Raw genomic sequence first — 21535 nt, forward strand, 5'->3', positions numbered from 1 at the left:
CTGCCCCCGGGCGGAAAAGAGGACCGCGACCATGGCCGGACAGCCGACGACGACCCCGCGCAGCTTCCCGTCCCGCTTCCCGTTCCTGCGGATCGCGATCGCGCTCCAGACCCTGACCATCTTCACGCAGGCGGTCTCCGCCGGGCTGCTGCTGACCACCTCGTACGGGGAGACGCTGCACAGTGTCGGCGCCCGGGTGATGTACGCGGCGTCGATGCTGTACGTGCTCGCGGCGGTGCTGGCGTGGAAGCCCGGCGGCGGCCCGCTGCGGCCGGTCTGGGAGGCTTCCGGCTTCCTGGTCCTCGCCTCCGTGCAGGTCGTGCTCGGCATCGCGCACGTGGCGGCGGTCCACCTCCCGCTGGGCGTCCTGATGTTCGGCCTGAGCGTGCTGGCGCTGGCGCGCCGCACCGACTGAGTCCGCCGGCGGTCGGAAATCCGCTGTCGCCGGTCAGTCGGTGGCTGATAGCGTCCGCGGCGTGGCAAAGCTGAACCAGATCATCGCCGTCGAAAAGGGCGTCAAGTCCAAGTCCTTCCAAGAGCTGACGCAGGCCCACCAGGACCTGCAGAAGCCCGCGCTCCTGGCCGGGATCTCCCGTACCTACCAGCCGAAGGACGAGGAGGGCGAGCAGCTCCCGCCGGAGTCGACCCGGGTGCAGCTCAAGGCCGAGGACGTCCTGCGCTCCACCGCGAGCACGCTCACCCGGCTCTTCGACGTGACGGCCACCAAGGACTGGGCCAACGTCGACGCCCGCGCCGACGTGGTGGTCGACGGCCAGGTGCTCCTCGCGCAGGTGCCGGTGCCGTACCTGCTCTTCCTGGAGAAGCAGCTCACCGACCTGTTCACCTTCGTGCGGAAGCTCCCGGTGCTGGACGCCTCCGAGTCGTGGAACCTGGACCCGTCCACCGACTCCTGGAAGACGGAGCCGGTGCGCACCATCCGCACCAAGAAGGTGCCGCGCAACCACGTCAAGGCCGAGGCGACGGAGAAGCACCCGGCCCAGGTCGAGGTCTACTACGAGGACGTGCCGGTCGGCTACTGGACCACGGTCAAGTTCTCCGGCGCGCTGCCGGCCCGCCGGGTGAACGAGCTCGCGGAGCGGGTGGAGAAGCTCCAGCAGGCCGTCAAGTTCGCCCGCGAGGAGGCCAATTCGGCGGAGGTCACCGACCAGCGGGTGGGCGACGCCGTCTTCGGCTACCTGTTCCGGTAGCCTCATGATCGCCCGCCCGGGGAGCCGGGCGGGTGCACCGGGCGCGTCGGCACCCTGCCAAGGGACTCCTGGCGGGTGCGCTGCGCGCGGTGCGAAAAGCTGACACTGATGTTGAAGCTGACCAGGGGTCACAGTGGAGGTTCAAATCCTCCCCCCGGCACCACCGGCCGGGGTAGCCCAAGCCCGGCAGAGGCAGGCCCCCTGAATCTCAGACTCTCGCTCCAGTCTCAGCATTCGCCGCCGAACACCGGATCGACCGGGTGCGGACGAACATCGACGAATGCGGGTTCAAGTCCCGTCTGTGCCGCTCCGTGGCACGGTAGTTCAAAGGCAGAACGCGTCGGTTTCAGCCTGATCCGCAGCCCTTAAACGTGCCGGTGTGCGCAATTGGGCGGCACACAGGGGCCCGGGAGCAGGCTACGCTCCCGGGCCCTCGCAGGTTGCTCAGCCCTCGCTCACGCGTTGCTCATCGCTCGCTCACGCGGGCGGGCTCACTCCTCGTCGAGGAACTCGTGGTTCTGGCGGCGGTAGGGCGCCGAGATGCCGGCCAGGCGGTTCGGCGGCCAGAAGTCGGAACGCTCGCTGAGCGCCAACTCGCCGTCCTGGCGCACCAACCAGACGTCCTCGTAGTCGAGGTGCAGGACCGCGTCGCCGGGCACCTGCGCCAGCAGGCCGTCGGCGAGGCGGGTCATGTCGTCCTGCTGGCCGGAGACGTCGGCGTCCTTGCCCAGCCGGAAGACGACCGAGACGGTCGGGGTGAAGACCCGGCCGCCGATCTCCGGGTCCCCCCACGGGGTGGGCTTGCGCGCGGCCACGCGGAGCCAGGTGCCGTACGCCGTGAGCACGCCGTCGTCGAGCAGCGCTTCGGCGGTCGCGGACTCGTCGACGAGCCGCAGCGACCGGGCGACGCCGGTGAGCGTCTGCGCGACCTGCGCAGGGGACCACGGGGTCACCAGTTCGAGGCTGTAGGAGATTGCCATGTCCGTCTTTCTGTTCTGCTACGGGTAGAGGGAGACCACGTTGCCGGACTTGTCGATCACGGTGACCTCCTTCAGCCCCTCGATCGGCCAGTCGTTCAGCTGCTTGCGCATGGCGCCCACGTCGACGTCGCTGTCGGACAGGTTCAGGACGATGCGGTCCGCCTGCCCTTCGTCGACCTTCTTCTGGATGCCGGTGGCGATGGAGCGGGGGTTCTTCGCGGTGGGCGCGTAGCAGTCCATCACCTCGCCCTCGACGCGGTAGTCCGGGTTCTTGGTCGTGCCGGGGACGTCCGGGTTCTGCTCGACCTTGTAGCCGTTCTTCGCGAGGATGTCGGCCGACTCGTTCTCCCGGGTGAACGCGCGCCGGGTCGTGTCGTCCGCGTTCTTGGGGATGTTGGTGACCCGCCCCTCGGGCTTGGCGTTGGGGTCGGCCGCCCTGGAGGGCTGGGTCCGCATGTCCGGCGAACTGCTTCCGCCGCCTCCGCCGTTGCCCTCCATCTGGACCCGGTCGGGGCCCATCGCGTCCTGGGCGATCTGGGCCGCACCGATGCCGGCCATGCCGAGGCCGGTGGCGATCACGCCGGCCGAGGCGACGTTGACGGGGATGCCGATGGCCGCGCCCACACCGGTCAGGTCCAGGCCGACGCCCAGGATCTCGCCGCCGGCGCCGAGCGTCGCGAGGCCGAGGCCGCCTGCGATCTCCAGCACCGCGCCGGGATCGTGGACCATCGCGTTGCCGATGGACTCCAGGTCCGCCAGGGCGGTCTTGCCCATGTCCTCCAGGAAGTCCCCGGCGTCGGAGAAGAAGTCGCCCACCTTGTCCAGCCAGCCCGGCTCCTCCGGCGCCTTGTCACGGCCCTTGGCGACCGCGTCGGCCGCCGTGTCGCCGGCGGTCTTGAGCTGGCTCCGCGCGCTGCTCAGGGTGTTCTCGGCGGTCGTCCGGGTGGCGTCGCCGGGATCGGTGAACGGCAGCTTGCGGCCTTCGCTCTTCTCCTGCGCGTCGTGCTCGGTCTTGGCCTTGGCCGTCGCGGCCTGGGCCTCACCCCACTGCCGGATCGCGTCCCTGGCCTGGCCCTGCGCCCACTCCAGCGTCGACTTGTAGGTGGTCAGGGCGGTCGCGGCGTCGTGGAAGCAGTCGCCCGCCTCCAGCCACTTCTGCGGCTCGCCCTTGAAGGCGGCCCGGAACGCGTCGCCGGCTTGACCCGTCCACCCGTCGGTGGTGTCGATCCGCTTGAGGCCCTCACCGGTGGAGTGCAGGGTGTCGCCGTAGCTCTTCAGCCATGCGGCGGTCGATCCGACCGCCTCGGGGTCGCCCGGTATGAGCTCCTTCGGGTCGGAGGTCTCCCCGAGTTCCTTCGCCACGTTACTTCGCCCCCGGGTCTTCGCCGCTGTCCCGCTTGAGCGTGCCGTGCAGGTGCCCGGCGATCTGGCCGTCGAGCTTCCCGTAGGCCTTCACGCTCGCGTTGAGGCGCTGCGAGACCTGCGAGGCGTCCTTGCCGAGGTTCTCCACGCCGATCTCCCAGCGCTTCAGGAAGTGACCGAGGACATCGGCCAGGTGGTCGTGGCCGATGTCCTCCTTCTTGTGGTCGAGGTCGCTGACCTTCTTGAACTGCAGCTTCGCCAAGGTGTCGGTGATGCCCGAAGCCGCCTTGTCGAGCGCGTCCAGGTCGACTTTGAACCCGTCCGCCATCGGCTCTCTCCCCGTGTCCGTTCGATCGCTTTTGCGCTGAACAGGGTAAAGGATGCCGGGATGGCCGGCTCCGGTTCCGGCCGCCGCAGGTCAGGGCGGCGGTCCGGCGGAGGGCGGGGGCCGGCCCGCCTGACACGGCGAAAATCCGTCGCGATCGCACGCCCCGTTCGGTACGGTCTCGCGTGTGCCGCCGCTGCCGGGCCTCGAAGGCTCCGGTCGCGGCTGCCGGTCGGCAGGTTCCCACGGTGAGGGCAGGTTTCGTCCATGGCGTGTCGCATCAGCGAGCTCGTACTCGGTTGCCGCGAACCGGAGGTGCTGGCGCGGTTCTGGTGCGAGGTCCTGGACTTCGTGGTGCTCTCCCGCGAGGACGACGGCAGCATCGAGATCGGGCCCCGGGAGGGGTTCGGGGGTGCGCAGCCGACCCTCTTCCTCAGCCGCAGGGACGCGCCGGAGCCGGGCAAGTCGCGGCTGCACATCGACGTCAACGCCACCGACCGCGACCAGGACGCCGAACTGGAGCGCCTGCTGGCGCTTGGGGCGCGCCCGGCCGACATCGGCCAGACGGGCGACGAGTCCTGGCACGTGCTCGCCGACCCCGAGGGCAATGAGTTCTGCCTGCTGAAGGCGCGTATCAAGGAGCTCTGACGCCTGCTCCGGCGAGTGCCGGGTCCGGACGGCTGCGGGACCACGCGACGCAGCCGCCCGGCAACCTCGCTATTCCTCGACCCGGTTGAGGTGCTGCCGGAACGCCTCGGCGGCGGCGCGGGTGTAGAAGCGCCGGATCCGGTGCGAGGAGCCCGGCATGCGGAGGTACTCGTGTCGAGCGGGGTCCCAGAGGCCCCAGCACTCGAGTTGCAGGAAGTGCGGGCTGCCGGCGTCGATCAGGCGGATCTCGTACGCGGTGCGCGGGAGTTCGTTCTTGCGGACCCAGGCCTGAGCGTGCGCGTAGGAGTAGAAGCGCAGCGGGTCGTCGGCCGGCGGGAGAGCCTTGACGGGGAGGTCGCTCGTGCGGTCGTGGATGATCCAGACCTGGTAGGCGGCGCCGTTCGGGGCGTCGGCGGGGAGGATCGTGTAGCGGTCGAGGGTCATCGGCGGGTCGCCACCTGGATGAAGCCGGAGGCCTTCTCGACGCACGAGGCGAACTCGTTGAACTCGCCGTCGATCGCGGAGATGGTGGCTCTGGACGGGACGAGGATCGCCCCGGCGCGACGGTCGAGGAGACGCTGGAGGGCGGCCTGGAGCATCGGCCGGCGCTCGGGGCTCTTCAGGTCGGCTTCGTCGTCCACGACGATCAGCGAGATGTCCCAGCGGAAGGCGTGGGCGTAGGCCTCGCAGAGCCGCAACTCGCGCTCGGGGAAGCGGGAGTTGCTTTTGGCCAGGTAGACGACCACCTGCGGTCGGCCGAAGGCCTGTGGGGGCGTGGGGCAGCTCAAGGGTCGCTCCTCTGTGTAGCGATACGACTACCGGTGGTGTCCACTGTCGGCTAAGCTTCGGAATCGTTCAACTTGCCTGTCCTCTTGGTGGAATTGGACGTGTGCCATGAACCGCAAGGAGCTTGACCCGACGTCGTCTCCGCGAGAGTCCTTCGGCGCGCTGCTCCGCAGCTCGCGCGAGGCGTTGGGCTGGACGCAGCAGGACCTGGCGGCAGCCATGGGCTACTCGGACAGCTACATCTCGGCCGTCGAAACGGGCCGCAAATCCACCAGCCGAACCTTCGTCAGGGCGGCCGACAAGGCGCTCGGGACCGGCCAGACGCTCGAGTTGATGTGGGTCGGGATGAGACGGAAGGGGTTCCTGGAGGGCTTCCCCGAGCACGCTGCTCAGGAGGCGCGTGCGGCGGAGATCCGGATCTTCGAACCGAACCTCATCCCTGGACTGTTCCAGACCAAGGCCTACGCTTCTGCGCGAGAGTCGGCGGCAGTGCAGCGAGGAAGCAGTACTCAGGATCAGGCTGAGGAGCGAATGAAGTTCCTCACCGCCCGACAGCGTCTGCTCAAGCGCGCCGAGCCGCCAATCATTCATGCCGTGATAGACGAGAGTGGTATCCGTCGGCCGGTCGGTGGCGTCACGACGATGCGCGAACAGCTTGATCACCTCGTGGAGATGGCGACAAAGCCTCATGTGATCTTTCAGATCGCCCCGTTCAGCATGGCGGAACACGCCCCGTTCCGAGCCTTCATGACGTTGTTGACGTTTGCCGATCGCTCTGTGGTCGGCTACACCGAATCAGCGGAACATGGCTTCGTCGTCCGGGAAGACGGGACTGTCAGGGCATGGGAAAGGGCCTACGATCGGTTGCAGGTGGAAGCGCTGACGAGAGCAGCGACCCTCGATCTGATTCATAAGGCCCGAAAGGAACTCTGACCCATGATCCGCCCAGACCTGTCCCGCGCTTCCTGGTTCAAGTCGTCGTACTCCGACAACGGCGGTTCCTGCGTAGAGGTCTCACCCGACTTCCCGGGCGTTGTCCCAGTCCGTGACTCGAAGGATCCGGAGGGGCCCGCGCTCGTCTTTCCTCTCGCTGCTTGGCGGGCCTTCGTTGCCGCCACGGCTGCGGGCGAGTTCGGCAACGCCTGACCTGGCTGCTCGTCCCGACGGTGCTGTTCGAAAGGTGGTTCAGTGATGGCGCTTTTTGATCCGGCTTCCTTGCGCTGGGTGAAGTCGAGCTTCAGTCAGCAGGGCGGTAACTGCGTCGAGGTTGCCGTTGACTTGGCTGATGCCCGGTGGGTGAAGAGCCCGTACAGCGGCAACGGCGGCAACTGCGTCGAGGTGGCGCCTGACTTCCCGAGCGTCGTGCCTGTCCGCGACTCCAAGGACCCCGAGGGTCCTGTCCTCCTCTTCCCGGCCGAGGCGTGGCGGTCCTTCGTCGCTGCGACTGCCGCCGGCGAGTTCGGCTCCGTCTGATCCTCGATCCGGCCGACGAGCCCCCGGACCACCCGGTCCGGGGGCTCGTCGCGTATTGACACCGCGCGCCGTCCGATCGATGCTAAGCAAGCGCTTAGTCATTCCCTCCCTTTCCCTCCACCTCTCCCCTCCCAGGAGTCGCCCGATGCCCGAGACCTCCGCCGATCCGCCCGGTCTGGACCTCGCCCGTCTCCGCGCCCACCTGGACCGCGAGCTGCCCGGCGCCGTCCAGGGCCCGCTGCGGGCCGACCTCATCGAGGGGGGTCGCTCCAACCTCACCTACGTCCTCACCGACGGCGCCTCCCGCTGGGTCCTGCGCCGCCCCCCGCTCGGGCACGTGCTCGCCACCGCCCACGACATGGGCCGCGAGTACCGCGTCATGTCCGCGCTCCGAACCACCGGCGTGCCCGTCCCGGGCATGCTCCTCCTCGACCCCACCGACACCGTCCTCGGCGCGCCCTGGTACCTCATGGAGCACGTCGCCGGCACCGCCCACCGTGACGCCGCGTCCCTCGCCGCGCTCGGCGAGCAGCGCGTCGCCGATCTCGGTCGCCGCCTGGTCGAGACCCTCGCCACCCTCCACCGGATCGACCCCGCCACCGTCGGCCTCGCCGACTTCGGGCACCCCGACGGCTACCTGGAGCGCCAGCTGCGCCGCTGGTCCAAGCAGCTCGCCGCCTCCCGCAGCCGCGACCTCCCCGACCTGGACCGCCTGCACGCCCTCCTCGCCCAGCGCCTCCCGGTCTCGCCGGCGCCGGCGCTCGTCCACGGCGACTACCGGCTGGACAACGTCCTGGTCGACGACGGCGACACCATCACCGCCGTCCTCGACTGGGAGATGTCCACCCTCGGTGATCCGCTCACCGACATCGGCCTGCTCGTGATGTACACCGAACTCGCCGGAGTCGGCGGCGGCATCATCCCCTCCGCCATGACCGCCCCCGGCTTCCCCGGGCCGGACGAGATCGTCTCCCACTACGCCGAGCTGACCGGCCGCCAGGCCGCCGACCTCGACTGGTACGTCGCCTTCGCCTCGTTCAAGCTCGCCGCCGTCGCCGAGGGCATCTTCTTCCGCTTCCAGCAGGGCCGCACCCTCGGCGCCGGGTTCGAGCGCGCGGGCGAGATGGCCCCGATCCTCGCCCGGCACGGCCTGGGCACCCTCAAGGAGAGCTGACCGATGGACTTCGCCTACGACGCCCGCACCACCGAGCTGCGCGAGCAGCTGCTCGCCTTCATGGACGAGCACGTGTACCCGGCCGAGCCCGTCCTCGCCGAGCAGCTCGCCGACCCGGCCCGCGAGCCGTGGAGCGTCCCGCCGGTGGTCGCCGACCTGAAGGCGGCGGCCCGCAAGCAGGGCCTGTGGAACCTCTTCATCCCCGGCGAGCACGGTGCCGGCCTCACCAACCTCCAGTACGCCCCGCTGGCCGAGATCACCGGCCGCAGCCCCCTGCTGGCCCCGCCCGCGCTCAACTGCGCGGCCCCCGACACCGGGAACATGGAGCTGCTCGCCGAGTTCGGCACCGCCGAGCAGAAGGAGCGCTGGCTGCGCCCGCTGCTGGACGCCGAGATCCGCTCCGCCTTCGCGATGACCGAGCCGGAGGTCGCCTCCTCGGACGCCACCAACGTCGCCACCCGGATCGTCCGTGACGGCGACGAGTACGTGATCAACGGCCGCAAGTGGTACATCACCGGCGCGATGAACCCGGACTGCAAGCTGATCATCGTGATGGGCAAGACCGACCCCACCGCCGAACCGCACCGCCAGCAGAGCATGGTGCTCGTCCCGCGCGACACCCCCGGGATCACCTTCAAGCGCGGCATGACGGTCTTCGGCTACGACGACTCCGACCACGGCGGCCACGCCGAGGTGCTCTTCGAGGACGTCCGCGTCCCGGTGGAGAACCTGATCGGCGAGGAGGGCACCGGCTTCGCCATCGCCCAGGCCCGCCTCGGGCCCGGCCGGATCCACCACTGCATGCGCGCCATCGGCGCGGCCGAACGCGCACTGGAGCTGATGTGCCGCCGGACGACCGCCCGCGTCGCCTTCGGCCGGCCACTCGCCGAGCAGGGCGTCATCCAGGACTGGATCGCCGAATCCCGCGTCCGCATCGAGCAGTTGCGGCTGCTGGTGCTCAAGACCGCCTGGCTGATGGACACCGTCGGCAACCGCGGCGCGCACACCGAGATCCAGGCCATCAAGATCGCCACCCCGGCCACCGTCGAGTGGATCCTCGACAAGGCGGTCCAGGCGCACGGCGCCGGCGGCACCGGCCAGGACACCCCGCTCGCCCAGCTCTGGGCGGGCATCCGCAGCCTGCGCCTGGCCGACGGACCGGACGAGGTCCACAAGCGCTCGCTGGCCCGCCGGGAGCTCAAGAAGTACCGCTGAGCCGCGGACCGGGCCGACGGTGTCATACCGGGGTAGCCACGGCGACTTGGCCCCCCGGTATGACGGCTGCGGCCCGGCGCCGCCCGTACCGTCTCCTGCGCAAGGGATCACCGCGAGGAGGAGGAACGGCGATGAGCAGGCGTGGACGGGCCGTGGCGACGGTACTGCTGGCGACGGCGGTGGCCCTGGGCGCGGCGGGCGCACCGGGAGCGGCCGCCGCGCCCCGGGACACCGGCTGGGGCAGGCTTGCCACGGCCGCGCTGCCGGACCCGACCGGGCCGTACCCGATCGGCACCACCTCCCTGAAGCTCACCGACCCGGACCGGGAGTTCCCGCTGAAGCCGGGCAAGCCCCGCGAGCTGATGATCAGTTTCTGGTACCCGACCGCCCGCCCCGCCACCGGCGGCGACCGCGTCCCGTTCATGGCGCCCGCGGCGGCCGCGCACTTCGGCAGCGCCGGGAGCGTCGGCCAGACGGACTACGGCTTCGAACCCGACCGCACCGACTGGGCCGGCGTCCGCACCCACGCCCGTACCGACGCACCGGCGCTGCCCGGCGGCAAGCGCCCCGTCGTCCTCTACTCGGCCGGCTTCGGCGATCCGCGCACCTGGGGCACCGCCCTGGTGGAGGACCTCGCCTCGCGCGGCTACGTGGTGGTCACCGTCGACCACACCTGGGACGCCTCCGAGGTGGAGTTCCCCGACGGCCGCCTGGCCGCGTCCGTCTTCCCCGAGCTGCTGGCCGACCCCGGCCTCGACCTGGGCGCGACCCTGCGCACCGCGCTGCAGACCCGCGTCGACGACACCCGCTTCGTCCTGGACCAGCTCGCCGGGCTGCGGTGCGACCGGCGCCTGCCCGCCGGCCTCGCCGACTCGCTCGACCTCGACCGGATCGGCATGGTGGGCCACTCGGCGGGCGGCTCCACGGCGCTGCAGACCATGCACGACGACCCCCGGATCGCCGCCGGGATCAACATGGACGGCCAGCTGCACTTCCCCGGCCCGGACGGGCGGACGGGCGTCCACCTGACCAGCGTCGCCCAGGACGGCCTGAACCGGCCCTTCCTGCTCATGGGCACCCAGAACGACGACTCCGGCAGCTACCACCAGCAGCCCGGCTGGGACGCCCTCTGGCAGCACAGCAACGGCTGGCATGCCGACGTCACCCTGACCGGATCCCGGCACGCCTCCTACACCGACGCCGAGTCCCTGTTCCCGAAGCTCGCCCGCCAGGGCGCCATCAGCCCCGAGAAGGTGACCGACGACATCGGCGACGTGCGACCCGAACGCGCCGAACTGGCCACCCGCAGCTACGTGGCCGCCTTCTTCGACCGCTGGCTGCGCGGCCGCGACGACCACCTGCTGGACGGGCCGTCGGCGCGCTTCCCGGAGATGGTGTACGAGCGCTGAGCGCTGCCGGCCCGTGCGCGGATCAGGCCCGCGGGCAGTCCCGGAGCAGCTCGGCGAAGGCCTCGTCGGCAGCCCCGGCCGGGAGGATCCGCAGCGCCGCGCCGTGGTCCGGGGTGCTGATCACGTAGTGCTCGGCGACGTGGGAGAGGTCGTCCCAGGGCTCCCAGGAGTGGGCGCGCAGCAGGACGCGGCCGCAGCGGGTGCAGCCGATCCACGGCACCAGCACCAGACCGGCGAGCTCGGGCTCGCTCCAGCCCGTCACCAGCTCGGCCTCGTCGCCCTCCCCGTCGAGCAGCCGCACCGGCGCGGGCCGTCCGTCGCCGAGGCAGCGCAGGATGCCGGGGGTGAGCTGCTCGCGCACGCCCCACTCCTCGGCGAGCACGGAGATCCGCGCCCGGTCCGCTCCGCCGATCGGCACCTGGCGGGCCACCAGGCTTTCGACCAGCAGGCCGAGCCCGCTTTCCTGCTCCCCGATCTGCCGGCAGTCCTCGACGCGCTGCGCGTCGGGCTCCGGAAGGAGCTCGGTGAGCCGGTGCCAGCGGGCGGTGTCCTCGTGCATGGCTCGGACTCTAACGCCCCCGCCCGCCTCCCTTCGGACCGGGGGACGGGCGGGGGCGTTCGGACGGGCGGGGGCGTTCGGAGGCGGCCGGGCTACCTGATCTCCGAGTCGGGGTTGGCCTCGTCCCAGGCCCGGCGCGAGGCGGCGATCGCGTCGTGGTGGTCGTAGGACCAGTCCACCATGGCCCGCACCAGGTGGGTCAGGCTGTGCCCGAGCGGGGTCAGCTCGTACTCCACCTGCGGGGGGACGGTCGGGTGGACGGTCCGCGTCACCACCCCGTCTCGCTCCAGCCGGCGCACCGTCAGGGTCAGCATCCGCTGGGAGATCCCCGGCAGCGCCCGCTGGAGCTCGCGGAACCGCCGCACCCCCTGGGCGAGTTCGACGACGGCCAGCACCGACCACTTGTCGCCGAGCCGGTTCAGCAGGTCACGGATCCCGCAGTCCACGCCGTCCTCGCACCAGACGACGGGGCGGGGAGCGGTTGCCGGAGTGGTTACCGCGGTGTGCCCTACGGACATGGAAGTGCCTCCTTATGCCGGACGCCCAGGCTATCGAGGATGGTCGCGTCCGCAACGACCGGTCTTCCGAAGGGGAACCATGCTGCTCGTCACCGGTGTCAACGGAGGGCTCGGGGCCCTCGTGCTGGAGAGGCTCGCCGCGCGTGAGGGGGTCGTCGCCGGCAGCCGGACGCCCGCCCGGGTGCCCGCGGGCGTCCCCGCCCGGCTGGTGGACTTCGACCGGCCGGAGACGCTGGCGCCGGCGTTCGAGGGGGTGGCGACCCTGCTGATGATCTCCGCGGGTGCCGCCGAGGACGACGTGGTGATCGCCCGGCACGGCGCCGCGATCGAGGCGGCGGAGCGGGCGGGCGTCGGGCACGTCGTCTACACCAGCCTGTCCGGCGACGGTGACCACCTGCCCTACGCCCTCGCCCACCGCTGGACGGAGCGGCGGCTGCGCGAGTCCGCCACGCTGCGCTGGACGGTGCTGCGCAACGGCCTCTACGCCGAGTTCCTGGCCGCGATCGCCGCCCCCGGCCCGGACGGGGTGATCACCGCGCCGCTCGGTGACGGGAGGCTGGCGGCGGTGGCCCGGGCGGACCTGGCCGAGGCGGCGGTCAACGTCGCCCTGGCGCCCGCCGCCCACGCGGGCCGCAGCTACGAGCTGGTCGGCGAGCGGGCGGTGGGCGGCGCGGAGGTGGCGGAGGCGCTGGGAGCTCGGTACCGCCCGGGCGCCCTGGGCGAGACCCGGCAGGCGGTGACGGCCTCGGGCGCCCGGGACTTCCAGGTGCCGATGCTGGTGGGCACCTACTCGGCGATCGCCCACGGCTTCCTGGCCGGCCCGGGTGTGCGGGGCGACCTGGCGGCCCTGCTCGGCCGTCCGCCCCGCCCAGCCCTGGAGGTCATCGCGGGTCGGTGACCTGGGCGCGCCGGGCGTCGATCCGGGAGTGGGCCTCCGGCCAGGTGACGGGGAGCTGCTCGACGGGCGCCTCCCAGAAGGTGAAGGTGGACTCCCGCATGGTGGCGCGCAGGCCCGTCATGACGCTGCGGTGGGGCTGGGCGGCGGCGAAGGCGTCGAGGGACGCTCGGCTCTCCCAGGCGGAGAGGGTGTAGAAGGTCCGCCGGAGCGGCCGGGCGATCAGCGAGGCGCCCAGGGCGCCCGGCGCGGTGCGCAGTTGGCGCCAGACGGCCAGCGACCTGAGGAGGAAGCGCGGGACGTCCGCGAGGGAGCGCACCTCGAACCGGGAGGCCATGACGACCGCGCGGGTGCCGGGGGCGGCGGGGTTGGGGGTGATCCAGGGCAGCGTGGGCATGCGGACGCTCCTCGTCGGCGGACGACACCACATTGGGTAGTGGCACTATCTATGTTAGACAGTGCTGGTATCCAAAAGCCAGAGGAAAGCGAGCGTGGGAGTGCGCATCTCCGAACTGAGCCGCCGCAGCGGAGTCCCGACCGCGACCATCAAGTACTACCTGCGGGAGGGGCTGCTGCCGCCCGGGCGGGCCGTCGCGGCCACCCAGGCCGACTACGACGAGAGCCACCTGCGCCGGCTGCGCCTGGTGCGCGCGCTGATCGGCGTCCGGGGGCTGAGTGTCAGCGCCACCCGGGAGGTGCTCGGCGCGGTGGCGGCGCACGCCGGCGAACGGCACCAGGTGCTGGGCCTGGTGCTCGGGGCCCGCCCGGTCGACGAGGGCGGGGGCAGGCAAGGGGGCGACCGGCAAGGGGGCTCGGGGCCGGCCGGAGGCGAGGGGCAGGCCGGGGGCGAAGGGCCGGGCGGCGGCGAAGGGCCGGGCAGGGGAGAAGAGCAGGCGCCCGCGCCCGGCGCCGCCGAGGTGGCCGCCCTGATCGGCGAACTCGGCTGGGAGGTCTCCGAGCACGCCCCCGCCCGCGCGGTGCTCGGCGAGACCCTGGAGACCCTGCGCTCGCTGGGCGCGGAGCTCTCCCACGACGTCCTGCGCCAGTACGCCGAACTGGCCGAGCGGACCGCCGTCCTCGACCTCGACGAGCTCGACCCCGGCGCCGACCCGCTGGAGCAGGCCGAGCGGGCCCTGCTGCGGACCGTCCTGCTGGAGCCCGCGCTGCTGGCGCTGCGGCGGCTCGCCCAGGAGAACGAGTCCGCCCGCCGCAACGCCTGAGGCCTGCCCGCCGCAACGCCTGAGGTCCGCCCGCCGCAACGCCTGAGGTCCGCCCGCCGCAACGCCTGAGGTCCGCCCGCCGCAACGCCTGAGGTCCGCCCGCCCGGTCGCCTTCCCTCCGCTACCCGCCCGGGACGGCGATCCGGCCGGTGCTCAGCCGGTCGCCTTCCCCGCTACTCGCCCAGGACGGCGATCCGGCCGGTGCTCAGCCCGTCGGCGACCCGCTGGACGGCCTCGGCGGCGCCGGCCAGCGGCACCCGGGCGCTCACCAGCGGCCGGACCGCACCCTGCTCGGCGAGCTTGGTCAGCTCGTCGTGGGCGGCGCGGACGGCCCGCGGGTCGTGGGTGTTGTAGAGGCCCCAGTGCAGGCCCAGGATCGAGTAGTTCTTCACCAGGGCGTGGTTGAGCGCCGGCGTCGGGATCTGCCCGGCGGCGAAGCCGACCACCACGATCCGGCCCTCGAAGGCGACGCACTTGGCGGAGCCCGTGTAGGCGTCACCGCCGACCGGGTCGAACACCACGTCCGCGCCGCGCCCGCCGGTGGCCTGCTTGACGGCGGCGACGAAGTCCTCGGCCGTCCGGTCCACCACCAGGTCGGCGCCCAGCGAGCGGGCCGTCTCCGCCTTCGCCGCGCCGCCGACCACGGCGATCACCCGGGCTCCGGCCGCCCGGCCCAACTGCACCGCCGCGCTGCCGACCCCGCCGGCCGCCGCGTGCACCAGCAGGGTCTCGCCGGCCCGCAGCCGGGCCCGGCGGTGCAGCGCGAACCAGGCGGTCTGGTAGCCGATGTGCAGGGCCGCCGCCCCGGCGTCGTCCAGCGCCTCGGGCGCCGGGAACGCCGCCTCGGCGTCCAGCAGCGCGTACTCGGCGAAGGCCCCGTGCGGCAGTACCGGGTTGCCGATCACCCGCTCGCCCCGGCGGGCCCCCTCCGCGACCTCGCCGCACAGCTCCACGCCGGGCGTGAACGGCAGCGGCGGACGGACCTGGTACTGCCCGCGCACCATCAGGGCGTCCGGGAAGTTCACCGCCGCCGCCCGGACCCGGACCAGCAGCCGGCCCGGCCCGGCCACCGGCCGCGGCACGTCCTCGGCCAGCCGCATCACCGCGGCCGGCTCGCCGAGCTCACCCACCTGCCAGGCCCTCACAGCACCTCACTCCCTTCCAGGCCCCGCTGGAGCCGGTTCATCCCGCCGATCCAGCGGTCCGGCTCGGTCGCCCGGGCGCGGTAGTACTCGGCGACCTCGGGGTGCGGCAGGATCAGGAAGCGGCCGTGGGCGAGCGCGTCCATCACCTCCGCGGCGACGTCCTCCGGGTCCAGCGCCGTCGGCGCGAGCAGCGCCTCGCCGACCGCGCCGGTGGAGGCCAGCATGTCGGTGCGCACGCCCTGCGGGCAGAGCGCGTGCACCGTGATCCCGCGGTGGCGGTAGGTCGCGGACAGCCACTCGGCGAAGGCGAGCGCGCCGTGCTTGGTGACGGCGTAAGGGGCCGAGCCCAACATGGTGAGCAGCCCGGCCGCGGAGACGGTGGCCAGGAAGCGGCCGCTGCCGCGCTCCAGCCAGCGGGGCAGCAGCAGTTCGGCGGCCCGCACGTGCGCCATCACGTTGACCTCCCAGGCACTCGCCCAGGCGGCGGCGGGGGCGTCGGCGCCGCCGACGGGGGCGACGCCCGCGTTGGCGCACCAGAGGTCGATCTCGCCGACCGCCGCGCGGGCCCCGTCGACGAGGGCGGCCAGGCCGGCGGCGGAGGCGGCGTCGCCGGGCAGGGCGGTGCCGCCGCACTTCCCGGCCACCCGGTGGGCGGCCTCGGCGTCCAGGTCGTTGACCACGACCCGGGCGCCGGCCTCGGCGAAGGCCTTGGCGAGGGCGGCGCCGATGCCCCGGCCGGCGCCGGTCACCACCACGCCCTGGCCCGTCAGGTCCACCGTCACATCCCACCGCCGAGGGTGACGCCGCCGTCCACGACCAGGGTCTGGCCGGTGATCCAGCCGGCGTCGGAGGAGAGCAGGAAGGCGACCGCGCCCGCGACGTCCTCGGGCACGCCGAGCCGGCCCAGCGGGTAGGCCTTGGCGACCTGCTCCTCCCGGCCCTCGTACAGCGCTTCGGCGAACCTGGTCTTCACGACGGCGGGCGCGACGGCGTTGACCCGGATGCCCTGCGGGCCCAGCTCGGCGCCGAGTTCGACGGTGAGGCGGATCAGGGCGGCCTTGCTGACGCCGTACATGCCGATCCCGGCCGAGGAGCGGATGCCGGCGATGGAGGCGACGTTGACCACCGCGCCGCCGTGCTCGCCCATCCACGCGGCGCGCGCCCGGCGGATCCAGCCGAGCGGGGCGAGCACGTTGACGCCCAGGATCTTGGCGGCGGCGGCCTCGTCGGTGTCCAGCACCGGCCCGTAGACCGGGTTGATCCCGGTGTTGTTGACCAGGTGGTCGAGCCGTCCGAAGGCCTCCATGGTCCGGGCGACGGCCTCCTCCTGGTGCGCCGGGTCGTCGGCCTTGCCGGCGACGGCGATCGCGTTGTCCGGGCCGCCGAGGTCGCGGACGGCCTCGGCGAGCGGCTCCGGGTTGCGGGCGGTCAGGCAGACCTTGGCGCCCCGGTCGACCAGTTCGCGCGCGATCCCGAGGCCGATGCCCCGGCTCGATCCGGTGACGACGGCCACCTGGCCCTTGAAGGAGTGCACCACGGAGGGTCCTGCCTTTCGCGCGAGAATCCTGGGTTCCGGAGTCCTGGTCGGACGCATCGCTGACTAAGCGCTTGCTCAGCATGCTGTCGGTGCGGGAGCCTGTCAACCAGCCCGGTGGCCGTTCCGGCCGCTCTGTCGAGCGGGCCGGCTCGTCGCGGGCCGGTGCGCCGTCGGTCGGTTCGTCGAGCGGGCCGGTCCGTGGAGCGGGCCGGTCCGTGGAGCGGGTCGGTCCGTCGAGCGGCCAACGGGAATGCCCGTACGACTTCTCTGGGAGGATGGCGCCATGACCAGCACGCCCATCGCCGACCTCTGGCCGACCCTGCCCGGCGCCGACACCCGCCCCGAGGCGGCGTACCGGCTGCTCCAGGCGGCCGTCGAGTCGTTCGCGGAGCGCGGCTTCCACGCCACCACCACCCGGGACATCGCCACCGCGGCCGGGATGAGCCCCGCCGCGCTGTACATCCACTACCAGTCCAAGGCCGCCCTCCTCGCGGAGATCAGCCAGGCCGGGCACGCCGCGACCCTGACCCTCGTGCGCGGGGCGGCGGCCGGGGAGGGCGGGCCGGCCGAGCGGATGCGGCGCCTGGTCGAACAGTTCACCGTGTGGCACGCCCGGGCCCGGACGGTCGGCCGCGTGGTCAACTACGAGCTGCACGCACTGCCGGAAGACGCCTACGCGGTGGTCGCGGCGCTGCGGCTGGACATCGAGCGCGAGGTCAGCGAGCTGATCGAGGCAGGGGTGGCGGCGGGCGACTTCCAGGTCTCCGAGGTGCGCACGGCGGCCCGCGCCGTCACCTCGCTGGGCATCGACGTCTCCCGCTGGTACACCGAGCGGTCCTCCGAGACCCCGGAGGAACTCGGGCGACGCTACGGCGAGTTGGTGCTGCGGATGCTCGGCGCCCGGGTCTGACCGGAGGCGGCGCCCGGGTCCGGCTGGAGGTGGCGCCCGGGTCCGGCTGGAGGCGGCCCGACGCCGCTCTTGACCCGTCACGCAGGGTGCGAGCAGAATCGTATACGAAGTACGTGTGCCTCGTAGGCGTACAGCGCCGAGCATCAGCGGCCCCGTCCGAGACCCCGCCCGACGCACTCCCACCGCGGCCGACGCCGCGGATCGAAGCAGAACACTCCCGCGGCGACCGCCCCCGACCGGCGGCGCCGACGGGTTCGAACCCCCCACCCGGGCCGGTCCGGCCGGGGTCGTGCCGCCGCCGACCGTGCGGCGACACGGGGACGACGCGTGCAGCGCGCCGTGGCACGGCCCGGGCGGGCGGAGAAGGGAGGCGCAGCGATGCCCTTCCAGCCCTTCCATCGGGTCCGGCCCTTTCAGCCGGTCCACCCCCCTGTCCAGACCGCCAAGCCCGTCCACCCTGTCCGGACCGTCCAGTCCGCCCGGCCCTTCCGTCGATCCAGCCCGGTCCGGCCGCGTTTCTGGCTGGAGACGGCTCTCGGCAGCCTGTCCGGGCTGCTGTTCCTGCTCACCCTGGTGTGGCCGGAGTGGATCGAGACGCTCCTCGGCCTCGACCCCGACGCCGGCAGCGGCGCCGCCGAGTGGCTGGTCGTCGCCCTCCTTGCGACCGCCACGGCCGCCTGCGCGCTCGCCGCGCGGACGGAGTGGCGCCGGACGCACCCGTCCTCGGCCCGCGTCGTGCGGTGACCGGATCGGAGGAGCGCCATGACCGACACCACCGGCACCACCCCCGCCGCCGCGCCCGAGCGGCTGACCGAACTCGTCCGGGAGGCCCCGCTGAGCTTCCTGGGCACGGTCACCCGGGTCGGCGGCACCTCGCTCGCGGCCTTCCCGGCCGACCAGCGCAACGAACGGACGACCGTGGTGAGGGTGGACCGGGTGCTGCACGCGCCGCAGGCCTACCGGCAACTCGCCGGCACCGAGGTCACCGTCCAACTGGCGCCCGACACCGCCCTCCTGAACGTCGGTGACGTGGCCGCCTTCTTCACCCGGGGCCTGGTCTACGGCGAGACCCTCGGCCTCGCCGAGGTGGGCCGGCTGCCCGCCGAGACCGTCCAGCCGCACGTCTCGCTCGCGGCCACCACCGCCGACGAGATGCCGTTCTCCTCGGTGCAGCGCGACATCCGGAACCAGGACATCGCCGCGCACGCCCAGGAAGCGGACGCCGTGGTGGTCGGCAGCGTGGTCGGCCTGGAGGACCTCGGCCTGCCGGAGTTCTCCGAGCACGCCCCGCACTGGTGGCGGGCCACGCTCACCGTCTCGCACGTGGAGGCCGGCAGCATCGACGCGAGGCGGACCACCGTCCTCTACCCGCACAGCGGCGACATCCGCTGGCGCGACGTGCCCAAGCCGAAGCCCGGGCAACTGGGCCTGTGGCTGCTGCACGCCACCACGGGCGACCTGGCCTCCCGGGCGCCGTACCGACTGCTCCACCCCGACGACTACCAGCCGGCGCAGAAGCTCGCCGTGCTGCGCGAAGGGAGGTGAGCCGACATGGCCACCATCAAGGTCGTCAACATCACTCCCAAGGCGCAGAGCGGCAACGCGGGACTGGACGCGGAGCCCAACCTCGCGGTCAACCCGGAGAATCCGCGCGAGATCGTCGCCACCGCCTTCACCCCCGACCCACTGGGCGGGCCGCTCGCGCCGGTCTACGTCTCGACGGACGGCGGGGACACCTGGGTGCTGAACAGCGTCGTCCCCGGCAACAACACCGTCGCGGGCACCGGGGACATCACCGTCGGCTTCGCCGCGCACGGCGGCGCGCTCTACACAGGGATCCTCAACGGCCGGAACGACGACCTGGAGATCCTGCGCGCTGCGGACATCACCACCGCCACGCCGATGGAGGTCCTTCTGGACGTGTCCGCGCAGGACCGACCGGACCAGCCGTGGGTGGTCACGGGTGCCGCCACGGCCGACGGCGCGGGCCAGGACACCGTGTACGTCGGCAACAACGTGGCGAAGAAGGACCACCACTCGTTGCCCCGCACCGCCATGGTGGCGGTCTCGGCCGACGCTCGGACCGGCTCGGGCGGATTCAGCAACGTCCCGGTCGACCGGCGCGCGGGCACCGTCCACGACGGACCGCCGATCCGGCTCGCGGCGCACCACGACGGAACCGTCTACACCGCGTTCGAGAGCTGGAGCGGTGCCGTCACGAACCCTGCGGAACCGACCTTCGGCCTGATCGTCACCATGGACGTCGTGGTGACCCGGGACGACAAGGGAGGCCTCGGCCAGGACCCGTTCCAGGACCTCCGGGACTCGGACGACGGCGGCGTCGGCCAGCGGGTGGTCAGCAGCCGGACCCTGCCGTTCGACGTGCGCGTGGCGGCACTGGGGCAGGAGCGCACCGGAGCCGACCTGTCGATCGCGGTCGACCCGACGGACTCCAACAGCGTGTGGATCGCCTGGTGCGACGCCACGGGCGGAACCGTCCCGACCGACTACGTGCTGCACGTCCAGCACTCGACCGACCGCGGACAGACCTGGGCCGCCACCCGCAAGGACGTGATCGACGCCAAGAACCCCTCACTGGCGGTCAACTCGGAGGGCCTGGTCGGGCTGGTCTACCAGCAGCTCACCCACAACCAGTGGCGGACGGTGCTGGAGGTGAGCCAGGACGGCTTCAAGACCCTGGAGGGCACCGTCCTGCACCAGGCCCCGGGCGACGTCCCGTCATCCGGCGGCGGCCTGCCGTACCTGGGCGACTACCTCCGGATGCTCGCGGTCGGCAAGGACTTCTACGGGATCTTCGCGGGCAACAACGCCCCCGACCGGGCCAACTTCCCGGTCGGCGTGACCTACCAGCGGAACGCCGACTTCACCACCCACCAACTCCTCAACCCCAACGGGGTGGCCGGGGTGCCGGTCTCGATCGACCCGTTCTTCTTCCACCGGGCCGCCTGAACCCGCGCCCGACAGCGGGGGGCGCCCCCCCCCCCCCGGGGGGGGGGGGGCCCCCCGGTGGGGGCCGCGGCTCGTGGGTCAGGGACGGCTCGTGGCTCGGGCGAGGGCCCTGGGTCAGGCGGTGGCCAGGCAGAACTGCACGAGCCCGGCGTCCACGTCGAGCACGATCCGCTCCATCTCCGCCCACGGCGGGTGGAAGGACCTCACGCCCCACTCGACGGTGAAGCCGAGCACCTTGCCCTGGTCGGGGTCGGTGAAGTGGCGGGAGTAGACGTAGTCGTCACTGGTGCCGCTGGTCGGGTACAGGTGGAACCCGCTCAGCGGTGTGTAGGTGATGCCGCGAACGCCGTGGACGCCCTGGCAGAACGCCTCGGCGAGGTGCAGCGCGGTGTCGGCGTCGTCCTTGGGGATGTACTCGGCGTAGTCGTCGCCGGGCAGGCCGCGGGTGCCGTCGTAGTGGGCGTTGCGGAAGTTCATGTCGGGATCGGCCGACTGGTTCTCGTCGTCGCCCCAGTTGTAGAGCATGTCCTGGGAGTAGCTGTGCACGTCGACGAACCAGCGGGTCCGCGGGAACTGGTCGAGCAGCCAGCGGACGTTGCGGGTCTCGGGCTCGGAGAACGGGCCGGGGCCCTCGTAGACCTGCGGGTCGCACGGGTCGGCCGACACCTGCGGGGTGGCGGTCGGCGCGAAGGCGGTGCCGAAGTCGAACAGGAAGTCGTAGTTGCGGTTGATGTCGACGCCGGTGCAGGCCGGGTTCGAACTGCGGCCGGAGTAGGCCGCGTTGCGGTTCTTGCGCCACATCGGGTCGACGGTCTGGCTGTGCAGCCGGCCGTCCGGGTTGACGAGCGGGAAGACCACGAGGTCCAGCCGTTCGAGCAGCCCCCGGACCTGGGCCGCGGTGAAGGCGGTGCCTCCGTAGCCGAGGCCGGTGCCGGTCTCGAAGGCCTCCAGCAGGTCGGCGGCGAGGTGGACGAGGATCTCGCAACTGCCCCACTCACGGGCGTGCACACCGCCGATGATCATCACGCAGCTCTTCGGGATCGGGGCGGCGGCTCCGATCTGCAGGGCGTGGGCGGTGCGGCCCTCGATCGAGGGCTCGGGCAGGGTGATGAGCCGGGACGTACCGGGGTGGGCGGTGGCCAGGCTGGTCACGGCGGACTCCACCTCGGTGATGTTCAGGTACGACATGACGGCCTCCCGC

Annotated in this window: 27 protein-coding genes and 1 tRNA gene; 16 read left to right on the forward strand and 12 right to left on the reverse strand. The window is 72.4% G+C overall.

The genetic code is table 11. The features are described 5' to 3' along the window. The first annotated feature begins 31 nt into the window (after nucleotides 1-31). From ACGF07_RS27480 to ACGF07_RS27490, 3 genes are all read left to right on the forward strand, one after another. Nucleotides 32-415 carry a hypothetical protein gene (locus ACGF07_RS27480; RefSeq protein WP_392902929.1) on the forward strand — a complete coding sequence of 128 codons (384 nt, stop codon included), beginning with the start codon at nucleotides 32-34 and terminating at the stop codon, nucleotides 413-415. A 61-nt stretch (nucleotides 416-476) separates the two neighbouring features. After that, on the forward strand, nucleotides 477-1208 hold the full coding sequence (locus ACGF07_RS27485) for a hypothetical protein (RefSeq protein WP_392902931.1): 732 nt from the start codon (nucleotides 477-479) through the stop codon (nucleotides 1206-1208). A 23-nt stretch (nucleotides 1209-1231) separates the two neighbouring features. Beyond that, nucleotides 1232-1371: transfer RNA gene (locus ACGF07_RS27490), tRNA-OTHER, on the forward strand. A 328-nt stretch (nucleotides 1372-1699) separates the two neighbouring features. Here ACGF07_RS27490 and ACGF07_RS27495 read toward each other — a convergent pair. The 3 genes from ACGF07_RS27495 to ACGF07_RS27505 are packed head-to-tail and all read right to left on the reverse strand — an operon-like array spanning nucleotide 1700 to nucleotide 3878. Further along, complete coding sequence (locus tag ACGF07_RS27495) at nucleotides 1700-2188, reverse strand: SitI3 family protein (RefSeq protein WP_350741963.1); 489 nt, start codon at nucleotides 2186-2188, stop codon at nucleotides 1700-1702. Nucleotides 2189-2206: 18 nt separating this feature from the next. Beyond that, nucleotides 2207-3550 (reverse strand): putative T7SS-secreted protein, encoded by a 1344-nt coding sequence (locus ACGF07_RS27500; RefSeq protein WP_392902934.1) that lies wholly within the window; start codon nucleotides 3548-3550, stop codon nucleotides 2207-2209. Between the two features lies 1 nt (nucleotide 3551). Continuing rightward, complete coding sequence (locus ACGF07_RS27505; RefSeq protein ID WP_350741957.1) at nucleotides 3552-3878, reverse strand: hypothetical protein; 327 nt, start codon at nucleotides 3876-3878, stop codon at nucleotides 3552-3554. 264 nt (nucleotides 3879-4142) lie between these two features. Here ACGF07_RS27505 and ACGF07_RS27510 point away from each other — a divergent pair, with 264 nt between their 5' ends. After that, the gene (locus tag ACGF07_RS27510; protein ID WP_350741955.1) at nucleotides 4143-4523 is read left to right on the forward strand and encodes a VOC family protein; all 381 of its coding nucleotides are present in this window, start codon (nucleotides 4143-4145) and stop codon (nucleotides 4521-4523) included. A 69-nt stretch (nucleotides 4524-4592) separates the two neighbouring features. Here the strand turns inward: ACGF07_RS27510 and ACGF07_RS27515 are convergent, their stop codons facing one another. Together ACGF07_RS27515 and ACGF07_RS27520 are read right to left on the reverse strand one after the other, a co-directional pair. Then, the gene (locus tag ACGF07_RS27515) at nucleotides 4593-4967 is read right to left on the reverse strand and encodes a hypothetical protein (protein ID WP_350741953.1); all 375 of its coding nucleotides are present in this window, start codon (nucleotides 4965-4967) and stop codon (nucleotides 4593-4595) included. Then, on the reverse strand, nucleotides 4964-5311 hold the full coding sequence (locus ACGF07_RS27520) for a hypothetical protein (RefSeq protein WP_392902937.1): 348 nt from the start codon (nucleotides 5309-5311) through the stop codon (nucleotides 4964-4966). Before ACGF07_RS27520 ends, ACGF07_RS27515 begins: the two co-directional genes overlap by 4 nt. A 106-nt stretch (nucleotides 5312-5417) precedes the next feature. On the opposite strand from ACGF07_RS27520, the gene ACGF07_RS27525 reads away from it, so the two are divergent. From ACGF07_RS27525 to ACGF07_RS27550, 6 genes are all read left to right on the forward strand, one after another. After that, nucleotides 5418-6242: a Scr1 family TA system antitoxin-like transcriptional regulator gene (locus ACGF07_RS27525; protein ID WP_392902940.1), complete on the forward strand. Its 825-nt coding sequence runs from the start codon at nucleotides 5418-5420 to the stop codon at nucleotides 6240-6242. Nucleotides 6243-6245: 3 nt separating this feature from the next. Then, nucleotides 6246-6455 carry a DUF397 domain-containing protein gene (locus tag ACGF07_RS27530; protein WP_392902941.1) on the forward strand — a complete coding sequence of 70 codons (210 nt, stop codon included), beginning with the start codon at nucleotides 6246-6248 and terminating at the stop codon, nucleotides 6453-6455. A gap of 45 nt (nucleotides 6456-6500) precedes the next feature. After that, nucleotides 6501-6782: a DUF397 domain-containing protein gene (locus ACGF07_RS27535; protein ID WP_392902943.1), complete on the forward strand. Its 282-nt coding sequence runs from the start codon at nucleotides 6501-6503 to the stop codon at nucleotides 6780-6782. A 145-nt stretch (nucleotides 6783-6927) separates the two neighbouring features. Further along, complete coding sequence (locus tag ACGF07_RS27540) at nucleotides 6928-7956, forward strand: phosphotransferase family protein (protein WP_392902945.1); 1029 nt, start codon at nucleotides 6928-6930, stop codon at nucleotides 7954-7956. A 3-nt stretch (nucleotides 7957-7959) separates the two neighbouring features. Further along, nucleotides 7960-9171 carry an acyl-CoA dehydrogenase family protein gene (locus ACGF07_RS27545; protein WP_392902947.1) on the forward strand — a complete coding sequence of 404 codons (1212 nt, stop codon included), beginning with the start codon at nucleotides 7960-7962 and terminating at the stop codon, nucleotides 9169-9171. A gap of 131 nt (nucleotides 9172-9302) precedes the next feature. Next, nucleotides 9303-10580 carry an alpha/beta hydrolase family protein gene (locus tag ACGF07_RS27550; protein WP_392902949.1) on the forward strand — a complete coding sequence of 426 codons (1278 nt, stop codon included), beginning with the start codon at nucleotides 9303-9305 and terminating at the stop codon, nucleotides 10578-10580. Between the two features lie 22 nt (nucleotides 10581-10602). On the opposite strand, the gene ACGF07_RS27555 is transcribed toward ACGF07_RS27550, so the two are convergent. Together ACGF07_RS27555 and ACGF07_RS27560 are read right to left on the reverse strand one after the other, a co-directional pair. Next, the gene (locus ACGF07_RS27555; RefSeq protein WP_350741937.1) at nucleotides 10603-11139 is read right to left on the reverse strand and encodes a hypothetical protein; all 537 of its coding nucleotides are present in this window, start codon (nucleotides 11137-11139) and stop codon (nucleotides 10603-10605) included. A 92-nt stretch (nucleotides 11140-11231) separates the two neighbouring features. Further along, on the reverse strand, nucleotides 11232-11657 hold the full coding sequence (locus ACGF07_RS27560; protein ID WP_392902951.1) for a winged helix-turn-helix transcriptional regulator: 426 nt from the start codon (nucleotides 11655-11657) through the stop codon (nucleotides 11232-11234). A gap of 79 nt (nucleotides 11658-11736) precedes the next feature. On the opposite strand from ACGF07_RS27560, the gene ACGF07_RS27565 reads away from it, so the two are divergent. Then, a complete protein-coding gene (locus ACGF07_RS27565; protein ID WP_392902954.1) occupies nucleotides 11737-12555 on the forward strand; it encodes an NAD(P)H-binding protein in 819 nt (272 codons plus the stop codon). On the opposite strand, the gene ACGF07_RS27570 is transcribed toward ACGF07_RS27565, so the two are convergent. Continuing rightward, a complete protein-coding gene (locus ACGF07_RS27570) occupies nucleotides 12539-12949 on the reverse strand; it encodes a DUF3291 domain-containing protein (protein ID WP_350741931.1) in 411 nt (136 codons plus the stop codon). The genes ACGF07_RS27565 and ACGF07_RS27570 overlap by 17 nt on opposite strands. 100 nt (nucleotides 12950-13049) lie before the next feature. On the opposite strand from ACGF07_RS27570, the gene ACGF07_RS27575 reads away from it, so the two are divergent. Next, on the forward strand, nucleotides 13050-13772 hold the full coding sequence (locus ACGF07_RS27575; RefSeq protein ID WP_392903048.1) for a MerR family transcriptional regulator: 723 nt from the start codon (nucleotides 13050-13052) through the stop codon (nucleotides 13770-13772). Nucleotides 13773-13945: 173 nt separating this feature from the next. Here the strand turns inward: ACGF07_RS27575 and ACGF07_RS27580 are convergent, their stop codons facing one another. The 3 genes from ACGF07_RS27580 to ACGF07_RS27590 are packed head-to-tail and all read right to left on the reverse strand — an operon-like array spanning nucleotide 13946 to nucleotide 16454. Further along, nucleotides 13946-14917: an NADPH:quinone oxidoreductase family protein gene (locus tag ACGF07_RS27580; protein ID WP_392902956.1), complete on the reverse strand. Its 972-nt coding sequence runs from the start codon at nucleotides 14915-14917 to the stop codon at nucleotides 13946-13948. Beyond that, nucleotides 14914-15687, reverse strand: a complete 774-nt coding sequence (locus tag ACGF07_RS27585) for an SDR family NAD(P)-dependent oxidoreductase (protein WP_392903051.1) — start codon at nucleotides 15685-15687, stop codon at nucleotides 14914-14916. The genes ACGF07_RS27580 and ACGF07_RS27585 overlap by 4 nt, the downstream gene beginning before the upstream one ends. Before the next feature lie 8 nt (nucleotides 15688-15695). Then, nucleotides 15696-16454 carry an SDR family oxidoreductase gene (locus ACGF07_RS27590; RefSeq protein WP_392902958.1) on the reverse strand — a complete coding sequence of 253 codons (759 nt, stop codon included), beginning with the start codon at nucleotides 16452-16454 and terminating at the stop codon, nucleotides 15696-15698. A gap of 283 nt (nucleotides 16455-16737) precedes the next feature. On the opposite strand from ACGF07_RS27590, the gene ACGF07_RS27595 reads away from it, so the two are divergent. The 4 genes from ACGF07_RS27595 to ACGF07_RS27610 all read left to right on the forward strand — a co-directional run bounded on the left by ACGF07_RS27595 (nucleotide 16738) and on the right by ACGF07_RS27610 (nucleotide 20334). Further along, nucleotides 16738-17364 (forward strand): TetR/AcrR family transcriptional regulator, encoded by a 627-nt coding sequence (locus tag ACGF07_RS27595; RefSeq protein WP_350741923.1) that lies wholly within the window; start codon nucleotides 16738-16740, stop codon nucleotides 17362-17364. A 378-nt stretch (nucleotides 17365-17742) separates the two neighbouring features. Further along, nucleotides 17743-18108, forward strand: a complete 366-nt coding sequence (locus ACGF07_RS27600) for a hypothetical protein (protein ID WP_392902960.1) — start codon at nucleotides 17743-17745, stop codon at nucleotides 18106-18108. 18 nt (nucleotides 18109-18126) lie between these two features. After that, nucleotides 18127-18909 carry a hypothetical protein gene (locus tag ACGF07_RS27605; RefSeq protein ID WP_392902963.1) on the forward strand — a complete coding sequence of 261 codons (783 nt, stop codon included), beginning with the start codon at nucleotides 18127-18129 and terminating at the stop codon, nucleotides 18907-18909. A 6-nt stretch (nucleotides 18910-18915) separates the two neighbouring features. After that, nucleotides 18916-20334: a hypothetical protein gene (locus tag ACGF07_RS27610; RefSeq protein ID WP_392902965.1), complete on the forward strand. Its 1419-nt coding sequence runs from the start codon at nucleotides 18916-18918 to the stop codon at nucleotides 20332-20334. A gap of 114 nt (nucleotides 20335-20448) precedes the next feature. Here ACGF07_RS27610 and ACGF07_RS27615 read toward each other — a convergent pair whose 3' ends face one another. Beyond that, complete coding sequence (locus ACGF07_RS27615) at nucleotides 20449-21522, reverse strand: M14 family metallopeptidase (RefSeq protein ID WP_392902968.1); 1074 nt, start codon at nucleotides 21520-21522, stop codon at nucleotides 20449-20451. Nucleotides 21523-21535: the final 13 nt, after the last annotated feature.

Origin of the sequence: Kitasatospora sp. NPDC048194 (assembly GCF_043202455.1) — a bacterium.
Classification (GTDB): domain Bacteria; phylum Actinomycetota; class Actinomycetes; order Streptomycetales; family Streptomycetaceae; genus Kitasatospora.